General features: G+C 62.9%; 26 protein-coding genes. 15 read left to right on the forward strand and 11 right to left on the reverse strand.

Features of this window, described 5'->3' with window-relative positions; translation table 11 throughout:
- Window positions 1–64: 64 nt before the first annotated feature.
- The 9 genes from AC1Q6X_RS15700 to AC1Q6X_RS15740 all read left to right on the forward strand — a co-directional run bounded on the left by AC1Q6X_RS15700 (window position 65) and on the right by AC1Q6X_RS15740 (window position 11,041).
- Entirely contained in the window at window positions 65–592 is a 528-nt protein-coding gene (locus AC1Q6X_RS15700; RefSeq protein WP_492497760.1) for a hypothetical protein, read from the forward strand.
- A 7-nt stretch (window positions 593–599) separates the two neighbouring features.
- Window positions 600–2,234: a GMC family oxidoreductase gene (locus AC1Q6X_RS15705; protein ID WP_492497761.1), complete on the forward strand. Its 1,635-nt coding sequence runs from the start codon at window positions 600–602 to the stop codon at window positions 2,232–2,234.
- Window positions 2,231–3,187, forward strand: coding sequence for an esterase/lipase family protein (locus AC1Q6X_RS15710; protein ID WP_492497762.1), 957 nt, complete (start codon window positions 2,231–2,233; stop codon window positions 3,185–3,187). Before AC1Q6X_RS15705 ends, AC1Q6X_RS15710 begins: the two co-directional genes overlap by 4 nt.
- A 302-nt stretch (window positions 3,188–3,489) precedes the next feature.
- On the forward strand, window positions 3,490–7,128 hold the full coding sequence (locus AC1Q6X_RS15715; RefSeq protein ID WP_230505933.1) for an EAL domain-containing protein: 3,639 nt from the start codon (window positions 3,490–3,492) through the stop codon (window positions 7,126–7,128).
- A 152-nt stretch (window positions 7,129–7,280) separates the two neighbouring features.
- Window positions 7,281–7,916 carry a phasin family protein gene (locus AC1Q6X_RS15720; RefSeq protein ID WP_492497763.1) on the forward strand — a complete coding sequence of 212 codons (636 nt, stop codon included), beginning with the start codon at window positions 7,281–7,283 and terminating at the stop codon, window positions 7,914–7,916.
- Window positions 7,917–8,054: 138 nt separating this feature from the next.
- Window positions 8,055–8,726: a TetR/AcrR family transcriptional regulator gene (locus AC1Q6X_RS15725; RefSeq protein ID WP_034758777.1), complete on the forward strand. Its 672-nt coding sequence runs from the start codon at window positions 8,055–8,057 to the stop codon at window positions 8,724–8,726.
- Window positions 8,727–8,767: 41 nt separating this feature from the next.
- The gene (locus AC1Q6X_RS15730; RefSeq protein WP_070224976.1) at window positions 8,768–9,541 is read left to right on the forward strand and encodes a tetratricopeptide repeat protein; all 774 of its coding nucleotides are present in this window, start codon (window positions 8,768–8,770) and stop codon (window positions 9,539–9,541) included.
- An 11-nt stretch (window positions 9,542–9,552) separates the two neighbouring features.
- On the forward strand, window positions 9,553–10,098 hold the full coding sequence (locus AC1Q6X_RS15735) for an LOG family protein (RefSeq protein WP_492497830.1): 546 nt from the start codon (window positions 9,553–9,555) through the stop codon (window positions 10,096–10,098).
- 349 nt (window positions 10,099–10,447) lie between these two features.
- Window positions 10,448–11,041: a PEP-CTERM sorting domain-containing protein gene (locus AC1Q6X_RS15740; protein ID WP_240453578.1), complete on the forward strand. Its 594-nt coding sequence runs from the start codon at window positions 10,448–10,450 to the stop codon at window positions 11,039–11,041.
- Window positions 11,042–11,203: 162 nt separating this feature from the next.
- On the opposite strand, the gene AC1Q6X_RS15745 is transcribed toward AC1Q6X_RS15740, so the two are convergent.
- The 3 genes from AC1Q6X_RS15745 to AC1Q6X_RS15755 form a co-directional block, all read right to left on the reverse strand.
- Window positions 11,204–11,716, reverse strand: a complete 513-nt coding sequence (locus tag AC1Q6X_RS15745) for a YgjP-like metallopeptidase domain-containing protein (protein WP_121668939.1) — start codon at window positions 11,714–11,716, stop codon at window positions 11,204–11,206.
- 180 nt (window positions 11,717–11,896) lie between these two features.
- Window positions 11,897–12,280 carry a KGG domain-containing protein gene (locus AC1Q6X_RS15750; RefSeq protein WP_070224979.1) on the reverse strand — a complete coding sequence of 128 codons (384 nt, stop codon included), beginning with the start codon at window positions 12,278–12,280 and terminating at the stop codon, window positions 11,897–11,899.
- Between the two features lie 48 nt (window positions 12,281–12,328).
- On the reverse strand, window positions 12,329–12,841 hold the full coding sequence (locus AC1Q6X_RS15755; RefSeq protein ID WP_492497764.1) for a phasin family protein: 513 nt from the start codon (window positions 12,839–12,841) through the stop codon (window positions 12,329–12,331).
- Window positions 12,842–13,186: 345 nt separating this feature from the next.
- Between AC1Q6X_RS15755 and purU the strand changes: the two genes are divergently transcribed.
- On the forward strand, window positions 13,187–14,068 hold the full coding sequence (purU, locus tag AC1Q6X_RS15760) for a formyltetrahydrofolate deformylase (RefSeq protein WP_070224981.1): 882 nt from the start codon (window positions 13,187–13,189) through the stop codon (window positions 14,066–14,068).
- Window positions 14,069–14,107: 39 nt separating this feature from the next.
- A complete protein-coding gene (locus tag AC1Q6X_RS15765; RefSeq protein ID WP_070291303.1) occupies window positions 14,108–14,650 on the forward strand; it encodes a YaeQ family protein in 543 nt (180 codons plus the stop codon).
- A gap of 60 nt (window positions 14,651–14,710) precedes the next feature.
- On the opposite strand, the gene AC1Q6X_RS15770 is transcribed toward AC1Q6X_RS15765, so the two are convergent.
- Window positions 14,711–15,496 (reverse strand): head GIN domain-containing protein, encoded by a 786-nt coding sequence (locus AC1Q6X_RS15770; RefSeq protein ID WP_492497765.1) that lies wholly within the window; start codon window positions 15,494–15,496, stop codon window positions 14,711–14,713.
- A gap of 188 nt (window positions 15,497–15,684) precedes the next feature.
- Between AC1Q6X_RS15770 and AC1Q6X_RS15775 the strand changes: the two genes are divergently transcribed.
- Window positions 15,685–16,320 (forward strand): class I SAM-dependent rRNA methyltransferase, encoded by a 636-nt coding sequence (locus tag AC1Q6X_RS15775; RefSeq protein ID WP_070224987.1) that lies wholly within the window; start codon window positions 15,685–15,687, stop codon window positions 16,318–16,320.
- A gap of 50 nt (window positions 16,321–16,370) precedes the next feature.
- Here the strand turns inward: AC1Q6X_RS15775 and AC1Q6X_RS15780 are convergent, their stop codons facing one another.
- The 4 genes from AC1Q6X_RS15780 to AC1Q6X_RS15795 form a co-directional block, all read right to left on the reverse strand.
- Window positions 16,371–16,796, reverse strand: a complete 426-nt coding sequence (locus tag AC1Q6X_RS15780) for a helix-turn-helix domain-containing protein (protein ID WP_083287837.1) — start codon at window positions 16,794–16,796, stop codon at window positions 16,371–16,373.
- Window positions 16,784–16,891, reverse strand: a complete 108-nt coding sequence (locus AC1Q6X_RS15785) for a type II toxin-antitoxin system HigB family toxin (protein WP_492497831.1) — start codon at window positions 16,889–16,891, stop codon at window positions 16,784–16,786. The genes AC1Q6X_RS15780 and AC1Q6X_RS15785 overlap by 13 nt, the downstream gene beginning before the upstream one ends.
- Before the next feature lie 248 nt (window positions 16,892–17,139).
- A complete protein-coding gene (locus AC1Q6X_RS15790) occupies window positions 17,140–18,414 on the reverse strand; it encodes a c-type cytochrome (RefSeq protein ID WP_492497766.1) in 1,275 nt (424 codons plus the stop codon).
- Complete coding sequence (locus AC1Q6X_RS15795; RefSeq protein ID WP_492497767.1) at window positions 18,411–19,139, reverse strand: c-type cytochrome; 729 nt, start codon at window positions 19,137–19,139, stop codon at window positions 18,411–18,413. The genes AC1Q6X_RS15790 and AC1Q6X_RS15795 overlap by 4 nt, the downstream gene beginning before the upstream one ends.
- A gap of 164 nt (window positions 19,140–19,303) precedes the next feature.
- Here AC1Q6X_RS15795 and AC1Q6X_RS15800 point away from each other — a divergent pair, with 164 nt between their 5' ends.
- A complete protein-coding gene (locus AC1Q6X_RS15800; protein ID WP_230505938.1) occupies window positions 19,304–20,725 on the forward strand; it encodes an aminotransferase-like domain-containing protein in 1,422 nt (473 codons plus the stop codon).
- Between the two features lie 89 nt (window positions 20,726–20,814).
- On the forward strand, window positions 20,815–21,162 hold the full coding sequence (locus tag AC1Q6X_RS15805) for a DUF4870 domain-containing protein (RefSeq protein WP_070224992.1): 348 nt from the start codon (window positions 20,815–20,817) through the stop codon (window positions 21,160–21,162).
- A 21-nt stretch (window positions 21,163–21,183) separates the two neighbouring features.
- On the opposite strand, the gene AC1Q6X_RS15810 is transcribed toward AC1Q6X_RS15805, so the two are convergent.
- The 3 genes from AC1Q6X_RS15810 to AC1Q6X_RS15820 are packed head-to-tail and all read right to left on the reverse strand — an operon-like array spanning window position 21,184 to window position 22,794.
- Window positions 21,184–21,606: an SMI1/KNR4 family protein gene (locus tag AC1Q6X_RS15810; protein WP_070313169.1), complete on the reverse strand. Its 423-nt coding sequence runs from the start codon at window positions 21,604–21,606 to the stop codon at window positions 21,184–21,186.
- 21 nt (window positions 21,607–21,627) lie between these two features.
- The gene (locus AC1Q6X_RS15815; protein WP_070313170.1) at window positions 21,628–22,275 is read right to left on the reverse strand and encodes a 3'-5' exonuclease; all 648 of its coding nucleotides are present in this window, start codon (window positions 22,273–22,275) and stop codon (window positions 21,628–21,630) included.
- 9 nt (window positions 22,276–22,284) lie between these two features.
- A complete protein-coding gene (locus tag AC1Q6X_RS15820) occupies window positions 22,285–22,794 on the reverse strand; it encodes a ProQ/FINO family protein (protein ID WP_070224995.1) in 510 nt (169 codons plus the stop codon).
- Window positions 22,795–23,363: 569 nt separating this feature from the next.
- On the opposite strand from AC1Q6X_RS15820, the gene rpoD reads away from it, so the two are divergent.
- Window positions 23,364–25,916: an RNA polymerase sigma factor RpoD gene (gene rpoD / locus AC1Q6X_RS15825; RefSeq protein ID WP_121668946.1), complete on the forward strand. Its 2,553-nt coding sequence runs from the start codon at window positions 23,364–23,366 to the stop codon at window positions 25,914–25,916.
- Window positions 25,917–25,938 lie beyond the last annotated feature (22 nt).

Below are 25,938 nucleotides of genomic sequence, written 5' to 3' on the forward strand. Positions count from 1 at the left end.
CGCGGAAGCGCACTTCCTTTGGCGTACACTGGCCTGCAAAAGGCCGTACAAAACAAGGGGAGACATGGGAATGCGACGCAGATCGTTCTTGAAACTGGGCGTGTTGGGCGCCTGTGCGCTGGCCGCCGGCGGCGCCGCCTACCGCCTGGTGCGCGGGCCGGCGCCTGCTGGCCGTTTCGTGCTCGATGGCGAAGCGCGCGCTGCGCTGGCGGCCATCGTGCCGGCCATGCTGGGCAGCGCGCTGCCGCAGGAAACCCCCGCGCGGGCCGCGGCGCTCGATGGCGCCATCGCCGGCGTGGACACGGCCATCCATGGCTTGCCGCTGGCGGCGCAGCAGGAAGTGCAGGATTTGTTTGGCTTGCTGGCGCTGGCGCCCGCGCGGCGCTTCGTCGCAGGTGTAACAGGTGGCTGGCACGCAGCCGATCCGGCCCAGGTGGCCGCCTTTCTGCAGGCGTGGCGCACGCACCGCCTGGCCACCCTGCAGACGGCCTACCTGGCCCTGCATGACCTGATCCTCGGCGCCTGGTACGCCGATGCCGCCCACTGGGCCGCCATCGGCTATCCGGGACCGCTGCCCGAACTGAGCGCATAAGGCATCCATGAGCACATCCCCCATTCCTGATCCCATCGCCGCCGGCATTGCGGCAGGCTGGAACGTCACCGACGCCAGCACCCTGGGTACCGACCGCACCCTGGAAGCGGACGTCGTCGTCATCGGCAGCGGCGCCGGCGGCGGCGTGACGGCGGAAATCCTCGCGCTGGCCGGCTTGAAAGTCTTGATGGTCGAAGAGGGCGGCTTGAAGTCTTCGAAGGACTTCAAGATGCGCGAAGCGCAGGCCTATCCCGCGCTGTACCAGGAATCGGCCGCGCGCAAGACGCGCGACAAGGCGATCAATATCCTGCAGGGGCGTACGGTGGGCGGTTCGACCACCGTCAACTGGACTTCGAGTTTTCGCACACCGTCCGGCACGCTCGAATACTGGCGCCGGCATTTCGGCGTGAGTGCCTACTCGGTGGACGCCATGGCGCCGTGGTTCGCCATGATGGAAAAGCGCCTGCACGTGAGCGACTGGGCCGCGCCGCCCAATGAAAACAACGATTTATTGCGCCGTGGCGCTGCGGCGCTGGGGATTCCGACGGCCGCCATCCGGCGCAACGTGAACGGCTGCTGGAATCTCGGCTACTGCGGCATGGGTTGCCCGACCAACGCCAAGCAATCGATGCTGGTGACGACGATCCCGTCGGCGCTGGCGCTGGGCGCGGGCCTGCTCGTGCATGCGCGCGCCGAGCGTTTCAGCTTCCAGGGCGAGCGCATCGACAGCCTGCAAGTCACTGCGCTGGACGCGGCCGGGCAAGTACCCACGGGCGTGCGCCTGACGCTGCGCGCGAAACATTTTGTGCTGGCCGGCGGCGCCATCAACTCGCCGGCGCTGCTGCTGCGCTCGCAGGCGCCCGACCCGCACGGCTTGCTGGGCCGGCGCACTTTCCTGCATCCGACCGTGGTGTCGGCGGGCCTGTTCACGCAGCGCGTCGACGCCTACGCGGGCGCGCCGCAGACGATTTATTCCGACCATTTCCTGCACACGGCGCCCATCGACGGTCCCATTGGCTACAAGCTCGAAGCGCCGCCTTTGCACCCGCTGCTGATGGCCACCACCATGGGCGGCTTCGGCGACGAGCATGCGCGCACCATGCGCGACTTCCCCCATGCACACGCCTTGCTGGCGCTGCTGCGCGACGGCTTTCACCATGAGGCGGTCGGCGGCAGCGTCTCCATCGACAGCTTCGGCGCGCCCGTGCTCGACTATCCGCTCACGCCGTTCATCTGGGATGGCGTGCGGCGCGCGCTGCTGTCGATGGCGGAAATCCAGTTCGCCGCCGGCGCCAGGAGCGTGTATCCCGTGCACGAGATGGCCAGCCATTACGCGAGCTGGACGCAGGCGAAGCGGGCCATCGGCGACTTGCCGATGCAGGCGCTGCTGGCGCGCGTGGTATCGGCCCACGTGATGGGCGGCTGCGCCATGTCGGACGATGCGCGCCTGGGCGTGACGGGCGCCGACGGCCGCTACCACGGCGTGCGCAACCTGTCCGTGCACGACGGCTCGCTGTTTCCCACGTCGATAGGCGCCAATCCGCAACTGACGATCTATGCGCTGGCCGCGCGCCTGGCCAGCGGGCTGGCGCAGCAATTAACGGGCAAGCCGGCGCCCGTTCCTCTTGCAGGCGCTGCATGATCGCGCGCATCCTCAAGTGGCTGATGCTGCTGCAGGTGCTGGCCGTGCTGGGGTTGGCGTACCTGGCCATGCACGCGTGGGGCGTCGCCTCGCCCGCCATGGCCCTGCTGCTGGCGGGCGCCATGCTGCTGGCCGTGCGCGCGCTGATCGTGGCGCGCAATTTCTGGCAGAGCCGGCGCCTGGGCAGCCCCGTACCAGAGCAATATCAGTTGGGTGCCGGGGGCGCCGCGCGCCTGTTTTTCGGCGAGCTGCGCGCTACCCTGCGGTCCTCGTCGTGGGACATGCTGCGTCCGCGCCTGCATGCGGCCGACAACGTCGCTGGCCAGGGTCTGCCGGTGCTGCTGGTGCACGGCTATGTGTGCAACCGCGGCTACTGGACGCAGCTGAGCCGGCAGCTGGCGCGCGCCGGCATCGCGCACGACGGCGTCGACCTGGAGCCGATAGGCGCCGACATCGAAGACTTCGTGCCGCAGGTCGAGCAAGCGATCGAGGCGTTGTGCGCGCGCACGGGCAGCGACCGCGTCATCATCGTCGCCCACAGCATGGGCGGCCTGGTGGCGCGCGCCTGGCTGCGCCGTTACGGCGCGGCCCGCGTGGCGCGCATCCTCACCATCGGCACGCCCCACCACGGCACGGCGCTGGCCAACCTGGCGGCGGGGACGAATGCGCGGCAGATGAGCCGCATTGACGATGCGCCCAGCGGCTGGCTGGCGCAACTGGCCGCCAGCGAGACGATGGAAACGCGCGCGCTGATCACGTCGATGTATTCGCATCACGACAATATCGTCGCGCCGCAAGCGTCCGCGCAGTTGCCGGGCGCGCGCAATTTCGCCTTTGGCGGCATCGGCCACGTGGCGCTGGCCAGCGACGCGCGCGTGCTGCGCCGGCTGCTGGCAGAAATCACTATCAAGAACGAAGTCACCCAGCCCCCTTCGGCCCCCCATTTCGCCTGAGTCCTGTTGTGTTTTGTCTGCATGGCAAGACTGTCTGTTTTGACTCTGCTGTTGCCCCTGTTTAACAACGCAAGGGGCAGATAATGCTGTTTTCCACTGGCGTACTGTATTAAGCTAGCATCGGAAGACAGGCGGTGGAAATTTGTTCTTGAGGCCGCTTGCCCCGTTCCGCAGCCTGACGACGGCCACCTATTTCTCTGGATATATGGCAAGATGTTGTAGGATTGTTATGTAGGCTGCGCAAGCGGAAAGTTGAACGCAGGCAGAAAATGAGTCCATGCAGTTTTTATTGGGGGCGCTAATTGTCCGCACGTATACTGATTATCGAAGATAACGCCACCAATATGGAATTGATGGTGTATTTGCTGCGTGCCTTCGGGTACACGCCGCTGGCCGCCTATGATGGTGAAGAGGGCGTGCGCATGGCGCGCAGCGAATTGCCCGACCTGATCATTTGCGACGTGCATTTGCCCAAGCTCGATGGCTATGGCGTCGTGGCGGAGCTGAAGAAAGACCCGCTGCTGCGCAAGATTCCTGCCTTGGCCGTGACGGCGCTGGCCATGGTGGGCGACCGCGAACGCCTGCTCGAAGCGGGCTTCAATGGCTACATCGGCAAGCCGATCGAACCTGACCTGTTCGTGGCGGAGCTGGAGTCTTTTTTACCCGGGGCGCCGTCGACGCCAGTTAAAAACGACATAGCCACCATCCTGATCGTCGATGATCATGTGCTGAACCGCGAATTCCTCACCGCTCTGCTGGGCTACGGCGGCCACCGCCTGCTGGAGGCGGCCAATGGCGCCGACGCGCTGGAAATCCTGCGCACCGAGCGGCCGGACCTGATCATCTCCGACATCCTCATGCCGAACATGGACGGCTACGAATTCGTCACGCGCGTGCACGCCGATCCCGCGCTGACCGACGTGCCCATCATCTTTTATACGGCCACCTACCGCGAGCAGGAAGCGATCCTGCTGGCGCAGGCATGCGGCGTGCGCTGGGTGCTGCCCAAGCCGTCCGATCCCGAGGTTATCGTGCGCACCGTCAACGAGGCGCTGGGGCTGATGCCGGCGGCGGCCCAGATGGCGGCGGGGCCCGGCGCGGGCGGCGGGGCGGCGCTTCCCGTCACGGGCAAGCTGGCCGGCATCGAGCATCAGGTCAGCGGCTACCTCGACGAACTCGAATCGAGCAGCCAGCAGATTTCGCAGCTGGCCAGCCAGCGCGAGGGCCAGGCCGCGCTTCCCGAAGACCTGGGCGTCATGACGGAGCGCCTGTCGCGTTCGCTGTCGAGCCTGCAGGCGGTGAGCCTGCGCCTGACGGCCCTGATCGAACTCGGCATCGAGCTGGGCGCCGAACGCGATCCGCGCGCCCTGATCGAGGCGGGCTGCAAGGTGGCGCAGAACATCTGCGTCTCCAAGTACGCCTGCATCGGCGTGCTGGAAGAGGGCGCCGAAAAGCTCAGCTATTTTTCCTCGTGCGGCGCCGAGAAAAACCTCGAGCGCATCGCCAGCGCGCCGCGCACGGGCATTTTGAACCGCTTGCTGGAACAGCGCCAGCCCTACCGGGTCAATGGCTTGAAGGGCGATCCCGGCGCGCTCGGCTTGCCCGACACGCACCCGCCCGTGCATTCCTTCCTGGGCGTGGCCATCGCTTCGCGCGAACGCAGCCATGGCTGGCTGTATCTGGTCGACAAGCTGGGGGCAAACGAGTTTTCCGAAGTCGACGAGCGCGTCGCCGCGACGGTGGCGGCGCAGATCGCCGTCGCTTACGACAACCTGCTGCTGTACGACGAGATCAAGCGCCATCATGAGCAGCTGACCCTGGACATGGCGGCGCGCATCCGCCTCGATGAAGACTTGCGCCGCTTCCGCCTGGCGATGGATGCCACGGCCGACGCGATTTTCCTCGTCGACCGCGCCGGCATGTGCTTCGTCGACGTCAACCAGACGGCTTGCCGCATGCTCGGTTTCGAGCGCGAGGATTTCCTGCGCGTGGGGCCGGGCCGCGCGCACGAGGGCGAATCCCAGCTCGAAGAGCTGTACAACAAGCTGCTGGCCGGCGACCAGGGCGGCCCGATGACGGAATTGCAGCTGCAGCGCAAGGACGGCTCGCCGCTGTCGGTGGAAGTGCAGCGGCGCACCCTGCGCTCGGGGCAGAGCTGGATTCTGGTGGCCGTGGCGCGCGACATCACCGAGCGCAAGGATGCCGAGCAGCGTTTGATGAAGCTGGCCCATTTCGATACTTTGACGGGCTTGCCGAACCGCAGCCAGTTTTTCGCTTCGCTGACCCATTCGCTGTCCCAGGCGGCCGAACACCAGTGGGCCGTGGCCGTGCTGTTCATGGATGTCGACCGCTTCAAGAATATCAACGATACTCTGGGCCACACCATCGGCGACGACCTGCTGCGGCAGTTTTCCAGCCGCCTCGTCGATTGCCTGCGCGTGCGCGACACCATCGGCCGCTTTGGCGGCGATGAATTTGCCACCATCCTGGTGCTGCCTGAAGGCGCACAGCATGCCGTGGGCGTAGTCGACAAGATCCGCGAGGCGATGCGCAAGCCCTTCGACTTGCAGGGCCACGAGGTGACGGTGACGGTCAGCATCGGCATTTCCGTGTTCCCCGAGGATGCGGTCGATGCGGACACGCTGATTCAATACGCCGACACGGCCATGTACCGCGCCAAGGAAGCGGGGCGCGACGCCTTCCGCTTCTTCACGGCGGAAATGAATGCGCAATCGATGGCGCGGCTGGACATGGAAAATGCCTTGCGGCGCGCCATCGACAACGAGGAATTCGTGCTGTTCTTCCAGCCCAAGGTGAATATCATCTCGGGGCGCATCAGCGGCGCCGAAGCGCTGATCCGCTGGCGCCGTCCGGGCCACGGCATGGTCTCGCCGGCCCTGTTCATCCCCCTGCTGGAAGAAACGGGCCTCATCGTGCGCGTCGGTAACTGGGTGCTCGACGAGGCGTGCAAGAAGATCAGCGAGTGGGGGGCCAGCAGCATCGGCCCCGTGCACCTGTCGGTGAACGTGTCGGGCATCCAGTTCTTCGTCGGCGGCCTGGAAGAGGAGGTGCTCAAGGCCATCCGCAAGTACGATATCGCGCCCGACCTGCTGGAACTGGAGCTGACGGAAAGCTCGCTGATGTCGAACGCCGAGGAGACCATCTCCGTGCTGCGCAACCTGAAAGCGCTGGGCATCCAGATTTCCATCGACGATTTCGGCACCGGCTATTCCAGCCTGGCCTACCTGAAGCGCTTCCCCATCGACAAGCTGAAGATCGACATCGCCTTCGTGCGCGAAGTGACGAGCAATCCGGACGACGCGGCCATCGTGCTGGCCATCATCAGCATGGCGCACAGCATGAAACTGGAGGTGATTGCCGAAGGCGTGGAAAACGATGCGCAGCTGGCTTATTTGCGGCGCCACGGCTGCGACGAAATGCAGGGCTATTATTTCAGCCGCCCCGTGCCGCAGGAAGAATTCGAGCAGATGCTGATGGGGGGCAAGCTGCTGCAGGCGCCGCAGGATGATGGCAGCGAAGAGCAGCAAACCTTGCTGATCGTCGACGACGATGTCTTCATGCTCGACGTGCTCAGCGACTTCCTGGCGCAGGACGGCTACCGCATCCTGACGGCGCAGACGGCCGCCGAGGGCTTCGACGTCCTGGCGCGCCACAAGGTGCAGGTGATCCTGTGCGACCAGTGCATGCCGCTCATGAGCGGCACCGAATTCATGGAGCGGGTCAAGCACCTGTGCCCCGACACCTTCCGCATCATGCTGTCGGCCTTTGCCGACCTGACGCCCATCATGGCGGCCATCAACCGCGGCGCCGTCGACCGCTTCTACACCAAGCCGTGGAAAGGCGCCGTGCTGCGCGAGAATATCCGCGAAGGCTTCCGCTTGCACAAGCTGCTGCATGGCCCCGTGAAAGCGGCGGCTTAGGCGCTTGCCGCGCGCAAGCGACCGGCCGCCGCGTGCGCTGGCGCACCTTGGGGCGCAGCTCGCTATCGAATTAGACTCCCGTCTCTAGTTTTGCTCTCTAGAATAAAAACATCCATGTAGTGGCATGGCCTTTCACATGACGGGAGCGGGCGATGGTAAAGAAATTGAAGGAACTGGCGGAAGACACGGAATTGGCGAGCGCCGTGCGCTCGTCGGCGCAGCAGATCTGGCAAGCGGGCCTGGGCGCCTTCGCCAAGGCGCAGGAAGAGGGCGGACGCGTGTTTTCCAAGCTGGTCAAGGAGGGCACGGAATTCCAGAAGCGCGCCGAACACAAGGTGGCCGATGTCAGCGGCAGCGTCAGCAAGCTGGCCGATGGCGTGGGCAAGCAGGCCAGCGGTTCCTGGGACAAGCTGGAACAGGTGTTTGAGGAGCGTGTGGCGCGGGCCCTGGCCACCATCGGCGTGCCCATGCAAAACGACATTGCCGCGCTGCACGCCAAGATCGATGCCTTGAGCGTGCAGGTAGCGGCCCTGTCGGGCAAGGCCGCGCCGGCGGCCAAGCCGAAGGCCGTTGTCAAGCCTGCCGCGAAGACGGCGCCGAAAACGGCACCGAAGGCGGCCGCCGCCAAGGCCCCGGCCAAGCCGGCGGCCAAGACGACAGCCAAGGCGGTGCCGCGCACCGCCGCCAAGTCCGTGACCAAGCCCATGACCAAACCAGCCGCCAGCAAGCCAGCCGCCAGCAAGCCAGCCGTCAGGCCGGCGGCGAAGAAAAAAGCATCGCCGGCCTGAGCTGGCGCAGCATTCCTCCAGCCTGCTCGCGCAGGCTTTTTTTTGCCTGCCTTATTCGCCGCCGCCGTGGGGCGCGGTGTTTCATTACGGCTATCTTAGGTGGTATGCTTGAGGCAGAACACAGAGAGATTGCCCGCCATGCTACAAAAAGCACCACGCCGTACCCGCGAACGCATCCTGGAGTTGTCGCTGCGCCTGTTCAATGAGTTTGGTGAGCCGAATATCACGACGACCGTGATTGCGGAAGAGATGAACATTTCGCCGGGAAACCTGTATTACCACTTCCGTAACAAGGACGACATCGTCAACTCGATCTTCGTCCAGTTCGAGGCGGAAATCGAACGCATCCTGACCGTGCCCGACGGGCGCCGCTCGAATATCGAGGATGTCTGGCTGTACCTGCACCTGATGTTCGAACTGATCTGGCGCTACCGCTTTTTCTATCGCGACCTCAACGATTTGTTGTCGCGCAACCGCAAGCTGGAATTGCACTTCAAACTGATCCTGGCGCACAAGATCAAGGTGGCTACGCAGCTGTGCGAAGATTTGCGCAGCGAACAGTCGCTCGAGGCGTCGGACATGGAAGTGGCCGCCATGGCGACGAATATGGTGGTCGTCGCCACCTACTGGCTGTCGTACGAATACGTGCGCAATCCGCGCAAGTACAGCGAGCAGCAATCGATGTCCGATGCGCTGGCGCGCGGCTGCTACCAGGTGCTGTCCCTGATCGGGCCCTATTTGCGCAATGAAACGCATTTGCTGTTTCGCAAACTGTCGGAAGAGTATGTGACCAAACTCAAGAACGACTGATGCGGCTGTTGGCGCCACGTCGTCAATTACAGGAGAGATATATGGCTTGGAAACAATTTCCCTATCCGGACGCAGCATATGTCTACACCCCGCAAACCCTGGAAGCGGCCTGGTCGCGCCTGCATGCGGGCGACGTGGAGCCGTTTCCCACGCACCCTGCGCTGGTGCAAGCCTGGCTGGCCTTCCATGCGGGCGACTTCGAGCGCGCCGTGAAGCTGGGTCTGGCCGTTGGCGTGCCCGGTTATGCGGTGGCGCACAAGGCCACTTGCATCTACGCCACGCACCTGGAAGGCAACGACAGCCAGAAACTCGACATGTACGAGGAAGTGGCCGAGCGCTGCGAGCGCCAGCAGAGCGAGCAGCCGGACAATCCGGCCGGCTACTACTGGCATGCCTACAGTCTGGGCCGCTACGCGCTCGGCACTTCCGTCGTCAAGGCGCTGGCGCAGGGCATGGGGGCGCGCGTGCGCAACAGCCTGGACCGCACGATGACGATCGCGCCCATGCATGCGGAAGCGCATATCGCGTTTGGGATTTATCATACGGAAATTATCGACAAGGTCGGCGTCATGATAGGGGGGCTGACCTATGGCGCCAACAAGGAAGATGGCTACCAGCACTTCAAGACGGCGCTGGCCCTGACGCCGTATTCGGCGCTCGCGCACAGCGAATATGCGCGCGCATTGAATATGCTCGATGGAAAGAAAAAGCTGGCGGAAGCGCTGGCCTTGTATGAAAAGGCGGCCGAGTGCGTGGCACTGGACGCCAAGGAACGCCTCGAAGTCGAGGCGGCGATCGATGAATTGAAAGGGTAGGGACGACTGTGATCAAGGCTTTATGTGTGTACTGTGGCGCCAACGCGGGCGTCTCGCCGGACTATGCCGTGGCGGCGCGCGAACTGGCGCGCGTGCTGGTGGCGGAAAATATTTCGCTCGTGTATGGCGGCGGAAAAGTGGGCCTGATGGGCGTGATTGCCGATGAAGTGCTGCGCCTGGGCGGCGAGGTAACGGGCGTGATTCCCACCCAGCTGGTGGAACGCGAAGTGGGCCACATGGGCTTGACGCGCCAGTTCATCGTGAAGGACATGCATGAGCGCAAGGCGATGATGGCCAGCCTGTCCGATGCCTTCATCGCCATGCCCGGCGGTTATGGCACCCTGGAAGAACTGTTCGAGATGCTCACATGGGCCCAGCTGGGCTTGCATGCCAAGCCCATCGGCCTGCTCAATGTCGACCGTTTCTATGATGGCTTGATTGCTTTCGTGCAAAACGGCAAGGAGCAGGGTTTCATCCGCCCGCAGCACGCGGCGTTCCTCAATGCCGACGCCGATCCTGCATCGCTGGTGCAGCGCCTGAAGGAGTGCGCGCCGTAATGCCGTTTTCGCCTGGCGGTGCGTATGCCGCCAGGCAACTATTTTCCCTGTCGCTTGCAAGGGCCATGCAGTACGCACTGCATGGCTTTTTTATTTCCGCATGGGAAAATTGATCGGGCCTGATGAGTTAATTAATAAAAATATGGCAAAAAAATTGCAGTGATAGCATGTTTTTTTGAAAATGAAGATGATTTTTAAGCATGGCTGTGGTCTACTGGCATGGTTCAAAGTTAGGAATATCGGACACCGACGAGCGTTGTACAGACTCCCAAAAAAAAGGTGCCGGTCCATTTCAAGTTGCCACAACCACGCTACTTCATCATCTCGAAAGGATGCTATTTTGAAACCTATGACCCTCTTGCGAGCGACCGCTGTCGCCGCCATTCTGGCCAGCGCTGGCGGCGCCCACGCACAAACCACCATCATCGGCTTCGATCCGCTGGAACAACCCGGCTACTTCGGTTCCGTGTTCAAGTCCTACTCCGAAGGCGGCTACAACTTCGACAGCAGTTTCGGGCTGCTGAGCTCGGCACACCAGAATAGCCTCGCCTACGCCGGTTCGGCCGGTCTCGGCGCGACGCTCCTGTCGACGACTACCTTGAGCCGTGCCGATGGCGGCGCTTTCTCGCTGAGCTCGATCAGCCTGGCCGACTTCGTGAGCTTGCCCGGTTCCTTTGACGTGACCTTCGTCGGCCACCAGGTGGGCGGCGGCACGGTGAGCCAGACCTTCACCCTCGGCGGCGGCCACACCTTCGCCGACTACACGTTTACGGGTTTCAGCAATCTGCTGTCGGCAACGTGGAAGGAAGGCGCCTTGCATACCTTCCAGGTCGACAATATCGCCGCCACTGTGAGCGCCGTGCCGGAACCGGCCACCTACGGCATGCTGCTGGGCGGTTTGGGCCTGCTGGGCTTCATGCTTCGCCGCAAGAACGCCGTCTGAGCCTGAACGTGGTGCCGGCCATGCCGGCGCGCCTGTAAAAAAGCCGCCCGTTTTACCGGGCGGCCATGCTGACTAGCCAGCGCACTCGAACAATGCTGCCCAGTGTATGCCGGGGCGGCATTTTCACGTGGACTTCATGCGCAGGCCGTCATGCGCAGCAGTTCATGACCACAGGCGCTGGCCTGACAGGTCGAGCTGGGTCAGGTACAGGCGCACGTCGAATTCGTACTGGTGGTACTGCGGTTCCATATATGTGCACAGCTTGTAGAAGGCCTTGTCGTGCTGCTTTTCTTTGACGTGCGCCAGTTCGTGCACAGCGATCATGCGCAGGAATTCCAGCGGCACTTCCTTGAACATGGTCGCCACGCGGATTTCATGTTTGGCCTTGAGCTTGCCTCCCTGCACGCGCGAGATCGAGGTATGCAAGCCCAGCGCATGCTGGATCACATGGATCTTGCTGTCGAACGCCACTTTGTTAATCGGCTCGGCATTGCGCAGGAATTCATTCTTCAAGTCCTGCACATATTGGTACAGCGATTTGTCGTTGCGCACATCGTGCGCGTTCGGGTAGCGTTTTAATAACACTTCGCCCAGCTTGTCTTGCACGATCAGTTGCTGCACTTGCGCTTGCGTTTGTTCGGAATAGGCGCTCAGGTATTTCAGGGATGGCTGCATGCGGGGAGGGGCGGGACGTGGCGCGGAGGTGTCGGTAAGGCGAGAATGTACCATACCGCCGCGCCCCGCGCTGCGCCACCCCTTGCACGGAGCTGCCAGGGCCGCCCCGTGCCTTCGCGCGCCAAGCCGTGCGTTACCGGGCTAAGCCGCTTGCTCGTCCCGGCAAGTCCTGCAGCCCGGTCAGCCCTTGTCGTCTTCGTCCTTGCCGCCCTGCCGGCCGGTGCCGCCGCTGCGCCCCGCCGTGCTGCTGCGGTTTTCATTGGCGCGCTGGGCCGATTGCCGGCTTTCGCCGCCTTTCCTGCCGATTTCCGCCATGTGTTCGCGGTTGCGGCTGACGGCTTCACCGCCTTTCTGCCCGGCACGGCGCGCTTCTTCCGAGTCGAATTCATGCGCCGTACCTTTTTGATGGGCTGCCTGGCCGCCCTTGCTGGCAATTTCGCGTTGCTGTTCCTCATTCATGGCGGCGAAACCGCGCTTGCTCGTGCCTTTGGCGCTGCCCGATTCGCTGGCTTTCTGGCTGCTGCCAGTGCCTTTGCCCTGTTCGTTACCTTGATTGCTAGCCATGTCGCTCTCCTTGCTGTCGAGTGGGGGTCAAGTGGTCTGTGCAGGCGCTCAATGCGCCTGATCGGATTGCCTGCTGTTATCGCGGCTGCGGCCCGCGCCGTCGCGGTGGCCTATGGCGTGCATTTTTTCGATCATTTCACGCTGGCGCTGCGTGGCTTTTTCCGTTTCTTCCGCTGTCTTGCGCACCACTTCGTCAGCGAAGGCCACGGCCGTGCGGCTCGTTTCGGGCAGGTGGTTCTCTGCCGTGCGGTTCATCTCGACATTGGCGTTGGCGACGAGATTGCCGAGCTGCTGCTGGTATTGGTGCAGCTTGTTACTGCTTGGCTGCAACTGGCCAGCGGCCAGCGACATGAACTCGCCCGTGTCGCGCGCGCCCAGCAGTTGCTGGCTGGCGTTGCTCCACTCGTGCAGCAAGTCCTGCGCCAGCCGCAGATGCAGCTCGCTCAATTGCTGCGCCGTATCGAACATCTTGCGCGATAGTTCCGTGGCGAAATTGCACTGGGCCTCGAGATGGGACTTCAGGGCCGGGCTGAGACTGGGGAAAATACTGTTTGTGAACATGTTCTACCTCAATGAAAAGCTGATCCAGAAAACATCCGGCGCACCGGATGCGGCGTATGGTGAAACAAGCAAAGAGATAGACGCCGGATGGCGTGCCAGGTTCCACGCCAGTTACCGGTTTGGCGCGAGAATGGGAGCTGGCAGGCGCAAAAACGCGATGGCTTTGTGTTAGATCAAATGAACGCCAGTTAGCTCGCTGCTGCTGGCAGCCATGCTGTTTGTGTGGAAAATGCCGGCTTACCGGCCCGGCCGTGCGACAATAGCCGGCTCGCGGCAGCGCAGCCGATGGCCGGCGCGCGTGGCTGAGCCGAGCATCGCCTTACTTTTTTACCTATTTCCGCGACCATGACGCATCCCGAATACATCCTGACCCTGTCCTGCCTGGACCAGCGCGGCATCGTGCACCGCGTGTCCGGCTTCCTGGCCGATCACGGCTGCAACATCCTCGATTCCGCCCAGTTCGGCGACCAGGAATCCCAGCTGTTCTTCATGCGCGTGCATTTCGCGCTGGAAGACGGCGCCGTCAGCGACGCCCAGTTGCGCAGCGACTTCGCCGACTTGTCGCAAGTCATGCAGCGCAATGGCCCCTTCCATGGCCAGTTGCACGATGCGCGCGTCAAGCCGCGCGTGATGCTGATGGTGTCGAAGATCGGCCATTGCCTCAACGATTTGCTGTTCCGCTACAAGAGCGGCTTGCTGAACGTGGAAATTCCCGCCATCGTGTCGAATCACATGGAGTTCTACCAGCTGGCGGCCAGCTACAATATTCCCTTCCACCACTTGCCATTGGCGGCCGGTGCGCCGGAAGCGGCCAAGCTGGCGCAGGAAGCGAAGATCCTCGACCTGATGGACACGCACAAGATCGACCTGGTGGTACTGGCGCGCTACATGCAAATCCTGTCGCCCGGCCTGTGCCAGGCGCTCGACGGCCGCGCCATCAATATCCACCACTCCTTCCTGCCCAGCTTCAAGGGCGCCAAGCCGTATGCGCAGGCGCACCACCGCGGCGTCAAGCTGATCGGCGCGACGGCCCACTTCGTCACGGGCGACCTGGACGAAGGCCCGATCATCGAGCAGGACGTCGAGCGCGTCGACCATGCGATGGATGCGGAAACGCTGACGGCCATCGGCCGCGACGTCGAGTGCGTGGTGCTGGCGCGCGCCGTGAAATGGTTCGTCGAGCATCGCATCCTGAAAAATGGCGACAAGACCGTGGTTTTCCGCTGATACCGACTTCACTATTTACTTTACCGAGACAGAAACACGATGGCCCTCAAAGCAACAATTTTCAAAGCCGATCTGCAGATCGCCGACATGGACCGCAATTACTACCAGGATCATGCGCTGACCCTGGCGCGCCACCCGTCCGAAACGGACGAGCGCATGATGGTGCGCCTGCTGGCGTTCGCCATCCATGCGGACGAGGCGCTGACCTTCACCAAGGGCCTGTTCGATACGGAAGAGCCCGACCTGTGGCAGAAGGATTTGACGGGCGCCATCCAGCTGTGGATCGAAGTGGGCCAGCCGGATGAAAAGCGCATCCTGAAGGCCTGCGGCCGTTCGGAACAGGTCATCGTCTACAGCTATGGCGCAACCAGCCACATCTGGTGGAAGCAGATCGCGAATAAACTGGAACGGGCGAAGAACTTGACCGTGATCAACTTGCCGTCCGAGGCGGCGCAAGACATGAGCAAGCTGGCGCAGCGCACCATGCAGCTGCAATGCACGATCCAGGATGGCCAGATCTGGCTGACCGACAGCGTCAACACGGTCCTGATCGACCGCGAACCGGTGAAGCCGGCACGCTGATGTTGGCTGTCTGAAACGCAAAAAGCCCGGATCGCTCCGGGCTTTTGTCATTGTGGGGGCCTAATTCGGCGCGGCACCCAGGCGCTTGATGCTGCTTGAACGCTGCATGCTGCGGCTGATGCGCGGGTCGCCGTAGTAGCTGACTTCGCCCGAACCGCCGATGCTGATGGTCAAGTCATCCTTGGCCCATACCTGCGCCTCGCCCGAGCCGCCGATGCTCACCTGCACGTCGCGCGCGGCCAGCTTGCCCGCCTGGATATTGCCCGAGCCGCCGATGGAGGCCGTCAGCTGCTCGGTCTTGCCGCTGGCCTTGAAGTTGCCGCTGCCGCCGATGGCCACGGACACCTGGCGGCTGTCGAGCTCGCGCGCGTTGATGGAGCCGGAACCGCCCACGTCGAAGCGCAGATTCTCGGCCCGCAAGCCCGTTGCCGTGATGTTGCCCGAGCCGCCCACGCTGACGCGCTCCACCTGGCGCGCCTGGATGACGATGGTCAGGCTGCTCTGGCGGAAATTCGCGTTGCGCTTGGCGGGGCGGATGCGCAGGGTGCCGTTTTCCACGGCTGTCTCGATCAGCGGCAGGATATTGTCGTCGGCTTCGATGGTGACGCTGTCCGTGTTGCCGATACGCAGCTCGACCGTGCCCGGCACGTTCAGCGCCACGCCATGGAAACTGCCCACATCGCGCGTCTGTTTTTGCAGCTTCCCGCTGCCCTGGATGCTGTTGCCGGAAATCCAGTCCAGTGGCGAGGCCAGCGCCGGCGCGGCCGGCATGGCCAGCGCGCAGGCGGCCAGCAGCAGGGCGGTCGCGGCGCTGACGCGGCGGCGGTGGAAAAGTGTCGGTGTCATTCTTGCTCCCTGTTTTGAATTGGACTACAGGCATGGTATGCGAGGCTGCTGCGCCTGCGTAGCGCGCTGCGACAGACTGCGCCGGCAGCGGCATGGAATGCAGGAGGATGCGACAGGATGGCATGAGGTATCATGCCGGTATTGGACATACGACGAGGGGCACGCGCCGCTCACACTACTGGAATTACATGCTGATCATCACCATCAAACAGGGCAAGGAAAAGAGCTTGCTGGGCCAATCGTGGATTTACGCGTCCGCGATTGAAAAAGTCGAAGGCAAGCCGCAGGAAAAAATGAAGCCCGGCTCGACGGCCATCGTGCAGAGTTCTTCGAAACAATTTATCGCCCGCGCCGCCTACAATTCGAAGTCGCAGATCCGCGCGCGCATCTGGAGCTTCAAGGAAGACGAACCGGTCGACCACGCGCTGATCAAGCGCAGGGTCAAGGCCGCCATCGAGAAAAAACTGCCAGCCATCAAGAAGGCCGGCGAAAACCAGCTGCTGACCCTGATCAAGGGTGAAGACGAGGGCTTGCCGGGCCTGGTGGTGCAACTGTTTGGCGGCGTGCAGGGCTATCTGATCTGCGAATTCAACGCCGGCGGCGTCGACGCGTGGAAAGTGGCCATCGTGCAATCGCTGATGGCGTCCACCGGCTGCGTGAACGTGTATGAGCGCTGCGACGACCTGATGCGCAAGGGCGAAGGCTTGCCCCTGATCGACGGCGCCCTGGCCGGCGAAGAACCGCCCGATGAAGTCATGCTGACGGACAACGGCGTGCGCTATGCGCTGGACCTCAAAACGGGGCACAAGAGCAAGTTCCGCTGAGAACGGCTGTTTGACATGAAAAGAACCGGCGTGAGCCGGTTTTTATTGGATTACGCAATAAAAACACTGGGAGGGACGTCGAATCGTTGTGCCAGGGCCTTGATTTGCCGCACATTCAGATCCCGCTTGCCGTTGAGCACTTCAGAGACGACGCCTTGTGTGCCGACTTCCGGTACGTCGGACTGTGTCAGTGCATGTTGTTCCATTAACTGGCGCAGCGTGGCCGCAGGCGAAACAGGGGCAGCCGGGAAATGCTCCTGATCGTAATCGGCTATCAACCGGCCGATACTGTCAACCAACCCCGCCAACGGGTGTTTTTCATCGGCCGCCCCCGCGTCCAATAGCTGATGCAATACGCTGACAGCTTGTTCATAAGCGGGCGCATCAGGAATCGCCTGCAGAGGGACCAGTTTGGACAAGGCCTGATAGTGGACAGTAATTTCTGTAATCATCTCACGATGCATCAAGGTTTCCATGCGTCGTACTCCTTGTGCGTCAACACTTCCCGGATGAACAGCAATTGGCGATTGAAGTGAATGGCGGCAATGATCCGGTACTTGTTACCGCCAATATTAAAACATAGTAATCACCGACGCGATCCGTGGCGTTAAATATCGACTTCAGCACGGCGAAATTGGCAAACGGCCGCGATTCGATGATCTTGCGCCATGCCTGCATGGGCTCGCCCGCCAGGGGGTGTTTCCTGGCGAAATCGATCAAAGCCTTGTTGGCGACGATGCGCATACGCCGAAGCGATGCCGTGACGAAGTGATACCGTGATTACAGATTATCTCAATTTGAGATAATCGTCAAACGGCATTACTCCAGCGGCACGCTGCGGTATTTATTCACCTCTAAAGCGCTCACCGCCGGCGCATCATTGCCCCACGACGCGCGCAGATACGTGACCACGGCCGCCACTTCCGTATCATCCATGACGGGACCGAACGGCGGCATGCCGTAGGGACGCGGGTTGCCTTTTGTCCCGGGCGCGAAGCCGCCGTTGAGCACGAGGCGGATGGCGTTCACGGCCGACTGCGTCGTCAGCGCGCGGTTGCCGGCCAGCGGCGGGTAGCCGGGCGGTACACCCTTGCCGTCGGCCTGGTGGCAGCTCGCGCACTGCGCCTCATACAGTTTTGCGCCCAGCGCCAGTTGCTGCCGGGCTTGCTCCGACGTGTCGCGCGGCGCCCGTGGTGCGGGCTGCGCGGGGCCGGGCAGGCTTTTCAGATAGACGGCCATGGCCTGCACGTCGGCGCCGCTCATGTGCTGCAAGCTTTGCCGCACGACCTCCGCCATGGGGCCGAAGACGGTGGCGCGCGGCGAGACGCCCGTTTGCAGCAATTCCACGATATGCGCCGTGTCCCAGTCGCCCAGGCCCGCTTCCGCGTCGGACGTCAGCGACGGCGCATACCAGCCCAGCACGGGGATCAGGCCGCCCGACAGGCCGTCGTCGCTGCCGCCCAGGGTGGTGCGGCTGCTATGGCAGGCGCTGCAGTGGCCCAGGCCCTGTACCAGGTAGGCGCCCCGGTTCCATTCCATGCTTTTGCCCGTGAGCGGCTGGTACACGCCTGGCTTGAAATACAGGGCGCGCCAGGCCGCCAGGGCGATCTGCTGGTTGTAGGGGAAGCGCAGCGCGTGCGGCGTATTCTCCTGCTTGTGCGGCGGCACGCTCTGGAAATACGCATACAGGGCGTCGCTGTCTTCGCGCTGCACCTTGGTGTAGCTGGTGTAGGGAAAGGCCGGATACAGCAGCCGGCCGTCTTTCGACTTGCCGTTGTGGATGGCGCGCCAGAAATCGTCGGCCGTCCAGCTGCCGATGCCCGTTTCCTTGTCGGCCGTGATGTTGGGCGAGAGCACCTTGCCGAACGGCGTCTGCAGGGCCCGGCCGCCCGCGTAGGGCACGCCGCCGCGCGTCGTGTGGCAGGCCATGCAGTCGCCCGCCTTGGCCAGGTAGGCGCCGCGCGCGACCAGCTGTTCCTGGCTCAGGGTGCTGGCAACGGCGGGCGGGCCCATGTCGTCGTCTGGGTACAGTACGAATCTGGCGCCGGCCGCAACGATGGCAACGCCGGCAATCGCGATCATCCATTTTTTCATGGCGCCACCTGCGCACCGGAGCCCGGCACGCCGCCGCAATGCAGGGGCAAGGGCAGGGCGATGCTGCTGGCGGGGCGCGCGTCGGCGCTGGCCACTTGCGTGCCCAGCCAGGCCGAGACGGCGCCCACGTCCGCGTCCGACAGGCGCTGCGCCACTTGCGCCATGCAGTCGGGCGCGTGGGCGCGGCGGATGCCGTTCTTCCACGCGCCCAGCTGGGCATTGATATAGTCGCGCGGCAAGCCCAGCAAGCCGGGGATGGCGGGCGCCACGCCGGCCAGCTTCTCGCCATGGCAGGCGATGCAGGCGGGAATCTTTTTACTGGTATCGCCGTGCAGCACCAGCTGCTTGCCGCGCTCCAGGGCCATCGTGCCGGCGCCGCTGGGCTGGGCCGGCGGCGGGGCGGGGTGCTGCGCCGCAAAATAGTCGGCAATTTCGCGCAGGTAATCGTCGGGCAAGTGTTCGACCATGTAGTTCATCATCGGATACTGGCGCCGTCCCTCGCGAAAGTTCAGCAGCTGGTTGTACAGGTAGCCTGAAGGCTTGCCGGCGATGCGGGGAAAGAAGGCGTCGTGGCGTTCCTTCGGCGCATGGCAGGCCGTGCACGCCTTGATGCGCTGTTCCAGGCTGTCGTGGCCGGCTGGCAGCGCGGCGGGCGCGGCCAGCACCATGCCGGGCCAGGCGATAGCCAGGGCCAGCACCAGCACGCGGGGAGAATGCAGTAGCATGGGGAGTTGCATGGGGAGTTGCATGGGGAAATAACCTGTCTCGTCGGTCGATGTGCCGTGCCGGTGTTGCTGCCCGGATGTTGTTACCCTAGCATATACCGGGTGCTGTCACTGTGACAGGATCAGTTGTGCAATAAAACTACGGATCAGTTTGAGGAGCAGGGTTGAAACGATATGAGGAATTGGCGGAAGAAGTCGCCGCCATGATAGCCACGCAGTTGTTGCTGCCTGGCGATAAATTGCCCTCCGTACGCCAGCAGCATGCGCGCAGGGGCGTCAGCCCGTCGACGGTGTTCCAGGCGTATTATTTGCTCGAAGCGCGCGGCATGATCGTCTCGCGTCCCCGCTCCGGCTATTACGTGGCGCCGCAGCGCGCCGCGCTGGCCCCCGAGCCGGACAGTTCCCACCCGCTCGACGCCAGCACCACCGTCGATGTCAGCGACCTCGTGTTCGAGGTGCTGGGCGCCGCGGGCGCGCGCGATATCGTGCCGTTCGGCTCGGCCTTTCCCAGCCCGCAGCTGTTCCCCATGGAGCGGCTGGCGCGGGCCGTGTCGGCCAGCATGCGCCGCCTCGACCCGTGGAGCACCGTCACCGATTTATCGCTGGGCAATGCCGAGCTGCGCCGCCAGATCGCCCTGCGCTACCAGCTTGACGGCGTGCCCGTTTCCAGCGACGACATCGTCATCACGAATGGCGCGCTGGAAGCGCTGAACCTGTGCCTGCAAGCCGTCACGCGGCCCGGCGACACGGTGCTGATCGAGTCGCCCAGCTTCTATGCCTGCCTGCAGGCGCTGCAGCGGCTGGAACTCAAGGCCGTCGAGATCGCCACCAGCCCCCGTGACGGCGTCGACCTGGCCGCGCTGGAAGAGTTGCTGCAACGCCACGGGCCCAAGGCGTGCTGGCTGATGACGAGTTTCCAGAACCCCCTGGGCAGCCTGATGCCGCCGGAAAAGAAGCGCGCGCTGGTCGAACTGCTGGCGCGCCATGGCGTGCCGCTGATCGAGGATGACGTGTATGGCGAGCTGTATTTCGGCAAGCAGCGTCCGGGCCTGACGAAAAGCCACGACAGCGCGGGCCTCGTCATGCATTGCAGCTCGTTTTCCAAGACCCTGGCGCCCGGTTTCCGGCTGGGCTGGGCCGTGGCGGGCCGCTATGCGCGCCAGGTCGAGCGCTTGAAACTGACGACGAGCCTGTCTGCGCCCATCCCCCTGCAGATGGCGCTGGCCGATTATCTGGCGCAGGGCGGCTACGACCGCCATTTGCGCCAGCTGCGCTTGACCCTGGCTGCGCAGCAAAACACCATGCTGCAAGCGATCGCCGTGCATTTTCCGCCCGGCACGCGGGTAACGCGGCCGCAGGGCGGCTATTTCGTCTGGGTTGAAATGCCGGCGGGCATCGATGCGCTGGCCCTGCACCGCAGCGCGCTGGCGGCCGGCATCAGCATCGCGCCCGGCCCCATCTTTTCCGCCACGCGCGCGTTTCGCCACTGCATCCGCCTCAATTATGGCCACCCGTGGAGTCCGCAGCTGGAAGAGGCCATCGCCACCCTGGGGCGGCTGGCGCAGAGGGCGGCAAGCGGCACATGAAAAAAAGTCCTTGCGCCAGCAAGTGTTTCATTCCAAAAGGAAATATTGCTGTTATATTGAAGTATCTATAACGAATGATGGGAAAGATAATGGATAACACGCAGCCGGAACTGGGTCGTACGCAAGATACGACGCTGGCCATTCTGTCCCACGTTGGCGGCCTGTTCACCAGCTGGGTGGCGCCGCTGATCATTTACTTGATCAAGAAAGACGATGCGGATCAATTCTCGGCCGAGAATGCCCGCGAAGCGCTCAATTTCCAGATCACCCTGATCATCTGGTATTTCGCCTGCTTCATCCTGTCGTTCGTGCTGATCGGCCTGTTCCTGTTCTGGATCGTGGCGCTGGCCAATCTGGTGTGCTCGATCGTCGCTGCCGTCAAGGCCAGCAATGGCGTCACTTACCGCTATCCCCTGACCTTGCGCCTGGTTAAATAAGGCTGCGCCGGCCGCCGGGTGTCAGCCCGGGCGGCCGGGCAGTATCAGGAATGACGCAAAGTCGGGCGCCACTGTGGTGGCAGTCCCTGTTTCGTGCGACCATAGCACGACCACCGGCTCGCCCGATGGACCCGTTTGCGCATAGTCAAAACAATAGTAATCGCCCGTGCCGAACTGGGCAAAGGGCAGCAGGGATGCGGCATCGCCGTCATCCGTATTCTCGAGCCACTCTTGCCAGTCGGTGCGGTAATGGCGTTCTATCGATTCCCACGTCTTGCGCGCATTAGCCGCGTCGTAGACGGGAAATATGCTCAAGGCGCCCAGCGCGCGGCCATTGTTGACCAATAACCATTGTACGTAGGACGCGGGCAGCCCACGCCCCAGCGCCTGTTCGGCGGCGGTGATCGCGTCAGGCGTGGTGCCGATGGACTTGTTCTTGCTCATGTTGCAGGAAGGCGCGCCGGCTCAGGCGGCGACTGGCGGCGGGGCAGGCGGGGTGCTGACGCGCGGCGCTTTTTGCGGCGCCACCTTGCCGCCTTCGGCGATCCAGCGGCGGTACACGCGCAGGGCCACTTGCGCATCGTCGGCCGCGTACAGGATCTGCTTTTCCGTCAGGCGCGACGTGGCCCAGTTGGTGGTGGAGATCTTTTTCGATTTCTGCAGATGCAGGCCGAAAAATTTGGCCACGGCCGTCTTCGCGCCCAGGTCGTTGCGCTGGCCGCCGCGCAGGGCGACGGACAGGTCGAGCACCTGGGCTGGCGCGATGCCCAGCTTGTTGCGCAGGCGCTTGACGTCGTCGGACAGGCCAAAGCCCACCTTCAGGGTGGTGGTCGATTCGAGGATGGCTTTGAGTTCGGCCAGGGCCGGCGCCGGCGTGCTGCCCACCTGGAACAGGTAGGCGATGTCGTCGGTAGCCAGCTGGATCAGATGCGGCCCCGTGGAGGACTCGCCCTTCACAAAAGTAGGCTTCGACTCCGTATCGAAGCCGATGGCGTCCGCTGCCAGCAGGGCGGCCATGGCCGCCTGTGCATCATCGCTGGTACGTACCAGCTTGACGTGGTCGAGGGCGATGCCTTGATACGGGGGGAGTGGCGGTACGGCAGCTGTGTCCATGAAACCGGATCAGCCTTTGCGCGAGAATTTCGCGGTCAGCTGATTCAGTTTTTCCAGGCGCAAGCGGTTCGCTTCTTCGGCGGCCGCCGCGTCGCGCTCGGCTTTCTTGCGCTCGGCTTCCTTCTTGAAGCGCTGCTGCAAGACTTGCGTGGCGTGGTCGCGGTGCGTTTGCGTCACTTCCGCGCCGGCCGTGCCGTCGAGGTCGTAGCGGATCTTGGCTTTTTCCATCACGCGCAGGTAGCGCAGCGAACCCGTGTGGATGCCCAGCGCCGTGCGCATCAGCTTGCGGTCCAGGTCCGGCAGGCGCGCCAGGATCTGCTTGTCGATACCGATCGACAAGGGCAGGCAATCGCGGAATGGCGGGAATTGCTCCTGGAACTGCTTCAGCAGCGCGCGTGCGGTCAGGCCGGCAGGCGCCGGCGTGGTCGCTGCGGCCGGTGCCGCCGCTGGGGCTGCATCGACTGGCGTGTCAGGAGTGGTGGCTTGCTGGTCTGGCGTGGAGCTGGTCATCGACATCATTGGTTGGGCTATAAAAGGGGAGCATAGCACGCGCCACAGGCAAGTGCATTGTCTTTTTTGGCAACTTGCGCTGCAACAAGCGGGTCCGCCCTACAGCGGACACAGCGCGAAATACGGGAAATGTGTATAATGTCGGCTTGCGCTGATGACTGGACCCCGTTTTTGATGGTCTGGCTCAGGTGTGCAGGGGATAGGAGCAGTGCGGTGCAGGGCCATCATTATTGATATTTTTGATATCAGATATTTTGCTTATCAATTATCCAGATAACTGGCCTTCGTGCATAATCTTGCTCTCCGCTGTGTCTTCACTGAACAACAATAGATTCAAGCCCGTTCTGGTACGGGCTTTTTTTCATTCCGCAATGTACATCGCTTATTTATCTGACCCGGCTTCGGCCCCGCCGCTCCGCATGACGGATGCGCGGGCTTTGAACGTCCCGATAGACAGGCGCCGCTGCCGTTAACACGGCAGCCGCAACAATACGCTCCATCGAGTCCGGTTTCGCAGGCTTAGGTGGAATCATTCACTTCGCGCCGACACCATCTGGTCTCGCATTAAGAGATATCTCATGAAGAATACGCCAAAAACTTTAACGTTGTCCGCCAAGGCGCCACGCCCAGCCGCGGCGCCACTTGCCGTACCCAAAACGACTTTATCTTACTTCATCGATAATGCGCAAGCGAATCCGGAAGCCACCGTCACGACGGCGCCGACCGTCGTCACCGTGGTGAAGAAAAGCCGCTCGCGCCTGGCTGCCGTGCCGCCGGCCGATGCGGCTGCCGAAGCGCCAGCGGCGGCTGTCGACGCCGTTGCCGAAGTGGCCGAGGTGGCCGACGCCGCACCGGCCAAAACGCCAAGCGTGAAGGTCGCCCCCGGCGCCAAGGCCCCGGCCGCGCCGCGCAAGGTCAGCGAAAGCGCCGCCACGAACAAGGTGGTGACGGCAGCCCGCTCGAAAGTCGTGCGCGCCAAGCCTGAGGCAGCGCCCGTGACCATCATCACCGGCGCGCAAGTGGTCAGCAAGACCACGGACGCCGATGCCCTGGCCGCCATCGACACCTCGAATTACTTCCTGCCGACCGTCAAGGTGCCAGGCCGCCGCGGCCGCAAGCCGAGCGAATTCACGCCGGAAAACGATGAAGTGGCGGCACTGAACGCCGTCGAGCGCGCCGAACTGAAGGCCGTGTCGAAAGCGCGCGACCGCAAGGCCAAGGGCGGCCTGGCGGACGCGCTGGGAGATCCGGAAGCATCGGCAGCGGACCTGGAACGCCGCCGCAAGCAGATCACGGGCTTGATCAACATGGGCAAGGAACGCGGTTTCCTCACCTACGCCGAGATCAATGACCAATTGCCGGAAAACATCATCGATCCGGAAGCGATCGAAGGCATCATCGCCACCTTCAACGACATGGGCATCGCCGTCTACGAGCGCGCCCCTGACGCGGAAAGCCTGTTGTTGACTGACAACGTCGCCACCGTCACCAGCGACGATGAAGTGGAAGCGGCTGCCGCCACGGCCCTGTCGACGGTCGACTCCGACTTCGGCCGCACCACCGACCCCGTGCGCATGTACATGCGTGAAATGGGCGCCGTGGCGCTGCTGACGCGCGAAGGCGAGATCGAGATCGCCAAGCGCATCGAAGGCGGCCTGAAGGACATGATCCAGGCTATTTCCGCCTGCCCCACCACGATCGGCGAAATCGTTGCGCTGTCGCAAAAAATTGCGCGCGATGAAATCAAGGTTGATGAAGTGGTCGACGGCTTTGTGGATTTGAACGAAAGCAATGCCCCGGCGCCGGCCGCCGCTCCCGCCGCCCCCGCCGCCAGCGGTGACGACGAGGAAGAGGAAGAAGAAGCCGAGGAAGAAGACGGCGACGCCAATGGCGGCGCAGCCGGTTTCTCCAGCGAGCAATTGGCCCAGCTGAAAAAGAATGCGTTGGAGAAATTCAACGTCATTTCCACGCAGTACGACAAGATGCGCAAGGCGCCCGAAGGTTACAACTCGAAAGCCTACATCAAGGCGCAGGAAGCCATTTCGCAGGAATTGCTGGGCATCCGCTTCACGGCCAAGGTCGTCGAAAAGCTGTGCGACACCCTGCGCGGCCAGATGGAAGAAGTGCGCCACATCGAGCGCGCCGTGCTGGAACTGTGCGTGAACAAATGCGGTATGCCGCGCGCCCACTTCATCAAGGTGTTCCCGGGCAATGAATGCGACCTGGAATGGGTCGACCGCGAAGTCGACTGCAAGTACCCGTACAGCGCCATCCTCAGCCGTAACGTGCCTGCCGTCAAGGAACTGCAAAAGAAGATGATCGACCTGCAAGCGCGCGTGGCCCTGCCGCTGGCGGACTTGCGCAAGATCAACAAGCAGATGGCTGCCGGCGAAAAGCGCGCGCGTCACGCGAAACGCGAAATGACGGTCGCCAACTTGCGCCTGGTCATTTCGATCGCCAAGAAATACATCAACCGCGGCTTGCAATTCCTCGACTTGATCCAGGAAGGCAACATTGGTCTGCTGAAGGCCGTCGATAAATTCGAATACCGCCGCGGCTACAAGTTCTCGACCTACGCCACCTGGTGGATACGCCAAGCGATCACGCGTTCGATCGCCGACATGGCGCGCACCATTCGCGTGCCGGTGCACATGATCGAAACGATCAACAAGATGAACCGCATCTCGCGCCAGATCATGCAGGAAACGGGCAGCGAGCCGGACCTGGCGACCCTGGCCGTCAAGATGGAAATGCCGGAAAACAAGGTGCGCGAAATCATGAAGATCGCGAAAGAGCCGATTTCCATGGAAACGCCGATGGGCGAAGATGGCGATTCGCAACTGGGCGACTTCATCGAAGACAACACGACGTTGGCGCCGCTGGACGCCGCGCTGCACGCATCGATGCGCAACGTGATCAAGGAAGTACTCGATTCCCTGACGCCGCGCGAAGCGAAAGTGCTGCGCATGCGTTACGGCGTGGAAATGTCGAACGACCACACGCTGGAAGAAGTGGGCAAGCAGTTCGACGTGACGCGCGAGCGCATCCGCCAGATCGAGGCGAAAGCCATGAGCAAGCTGCGCCAGCCTTCGCGTTCGGACAAGCTGAAGACTTTCCTGACGCAAAACTAAGCGGTCAGCAGGCAATAAAAAA

The sequence above is a fragment of the Janthinobacterium sp. GW823-FHT06H09 genome (genome assembly GCF_058794735.1).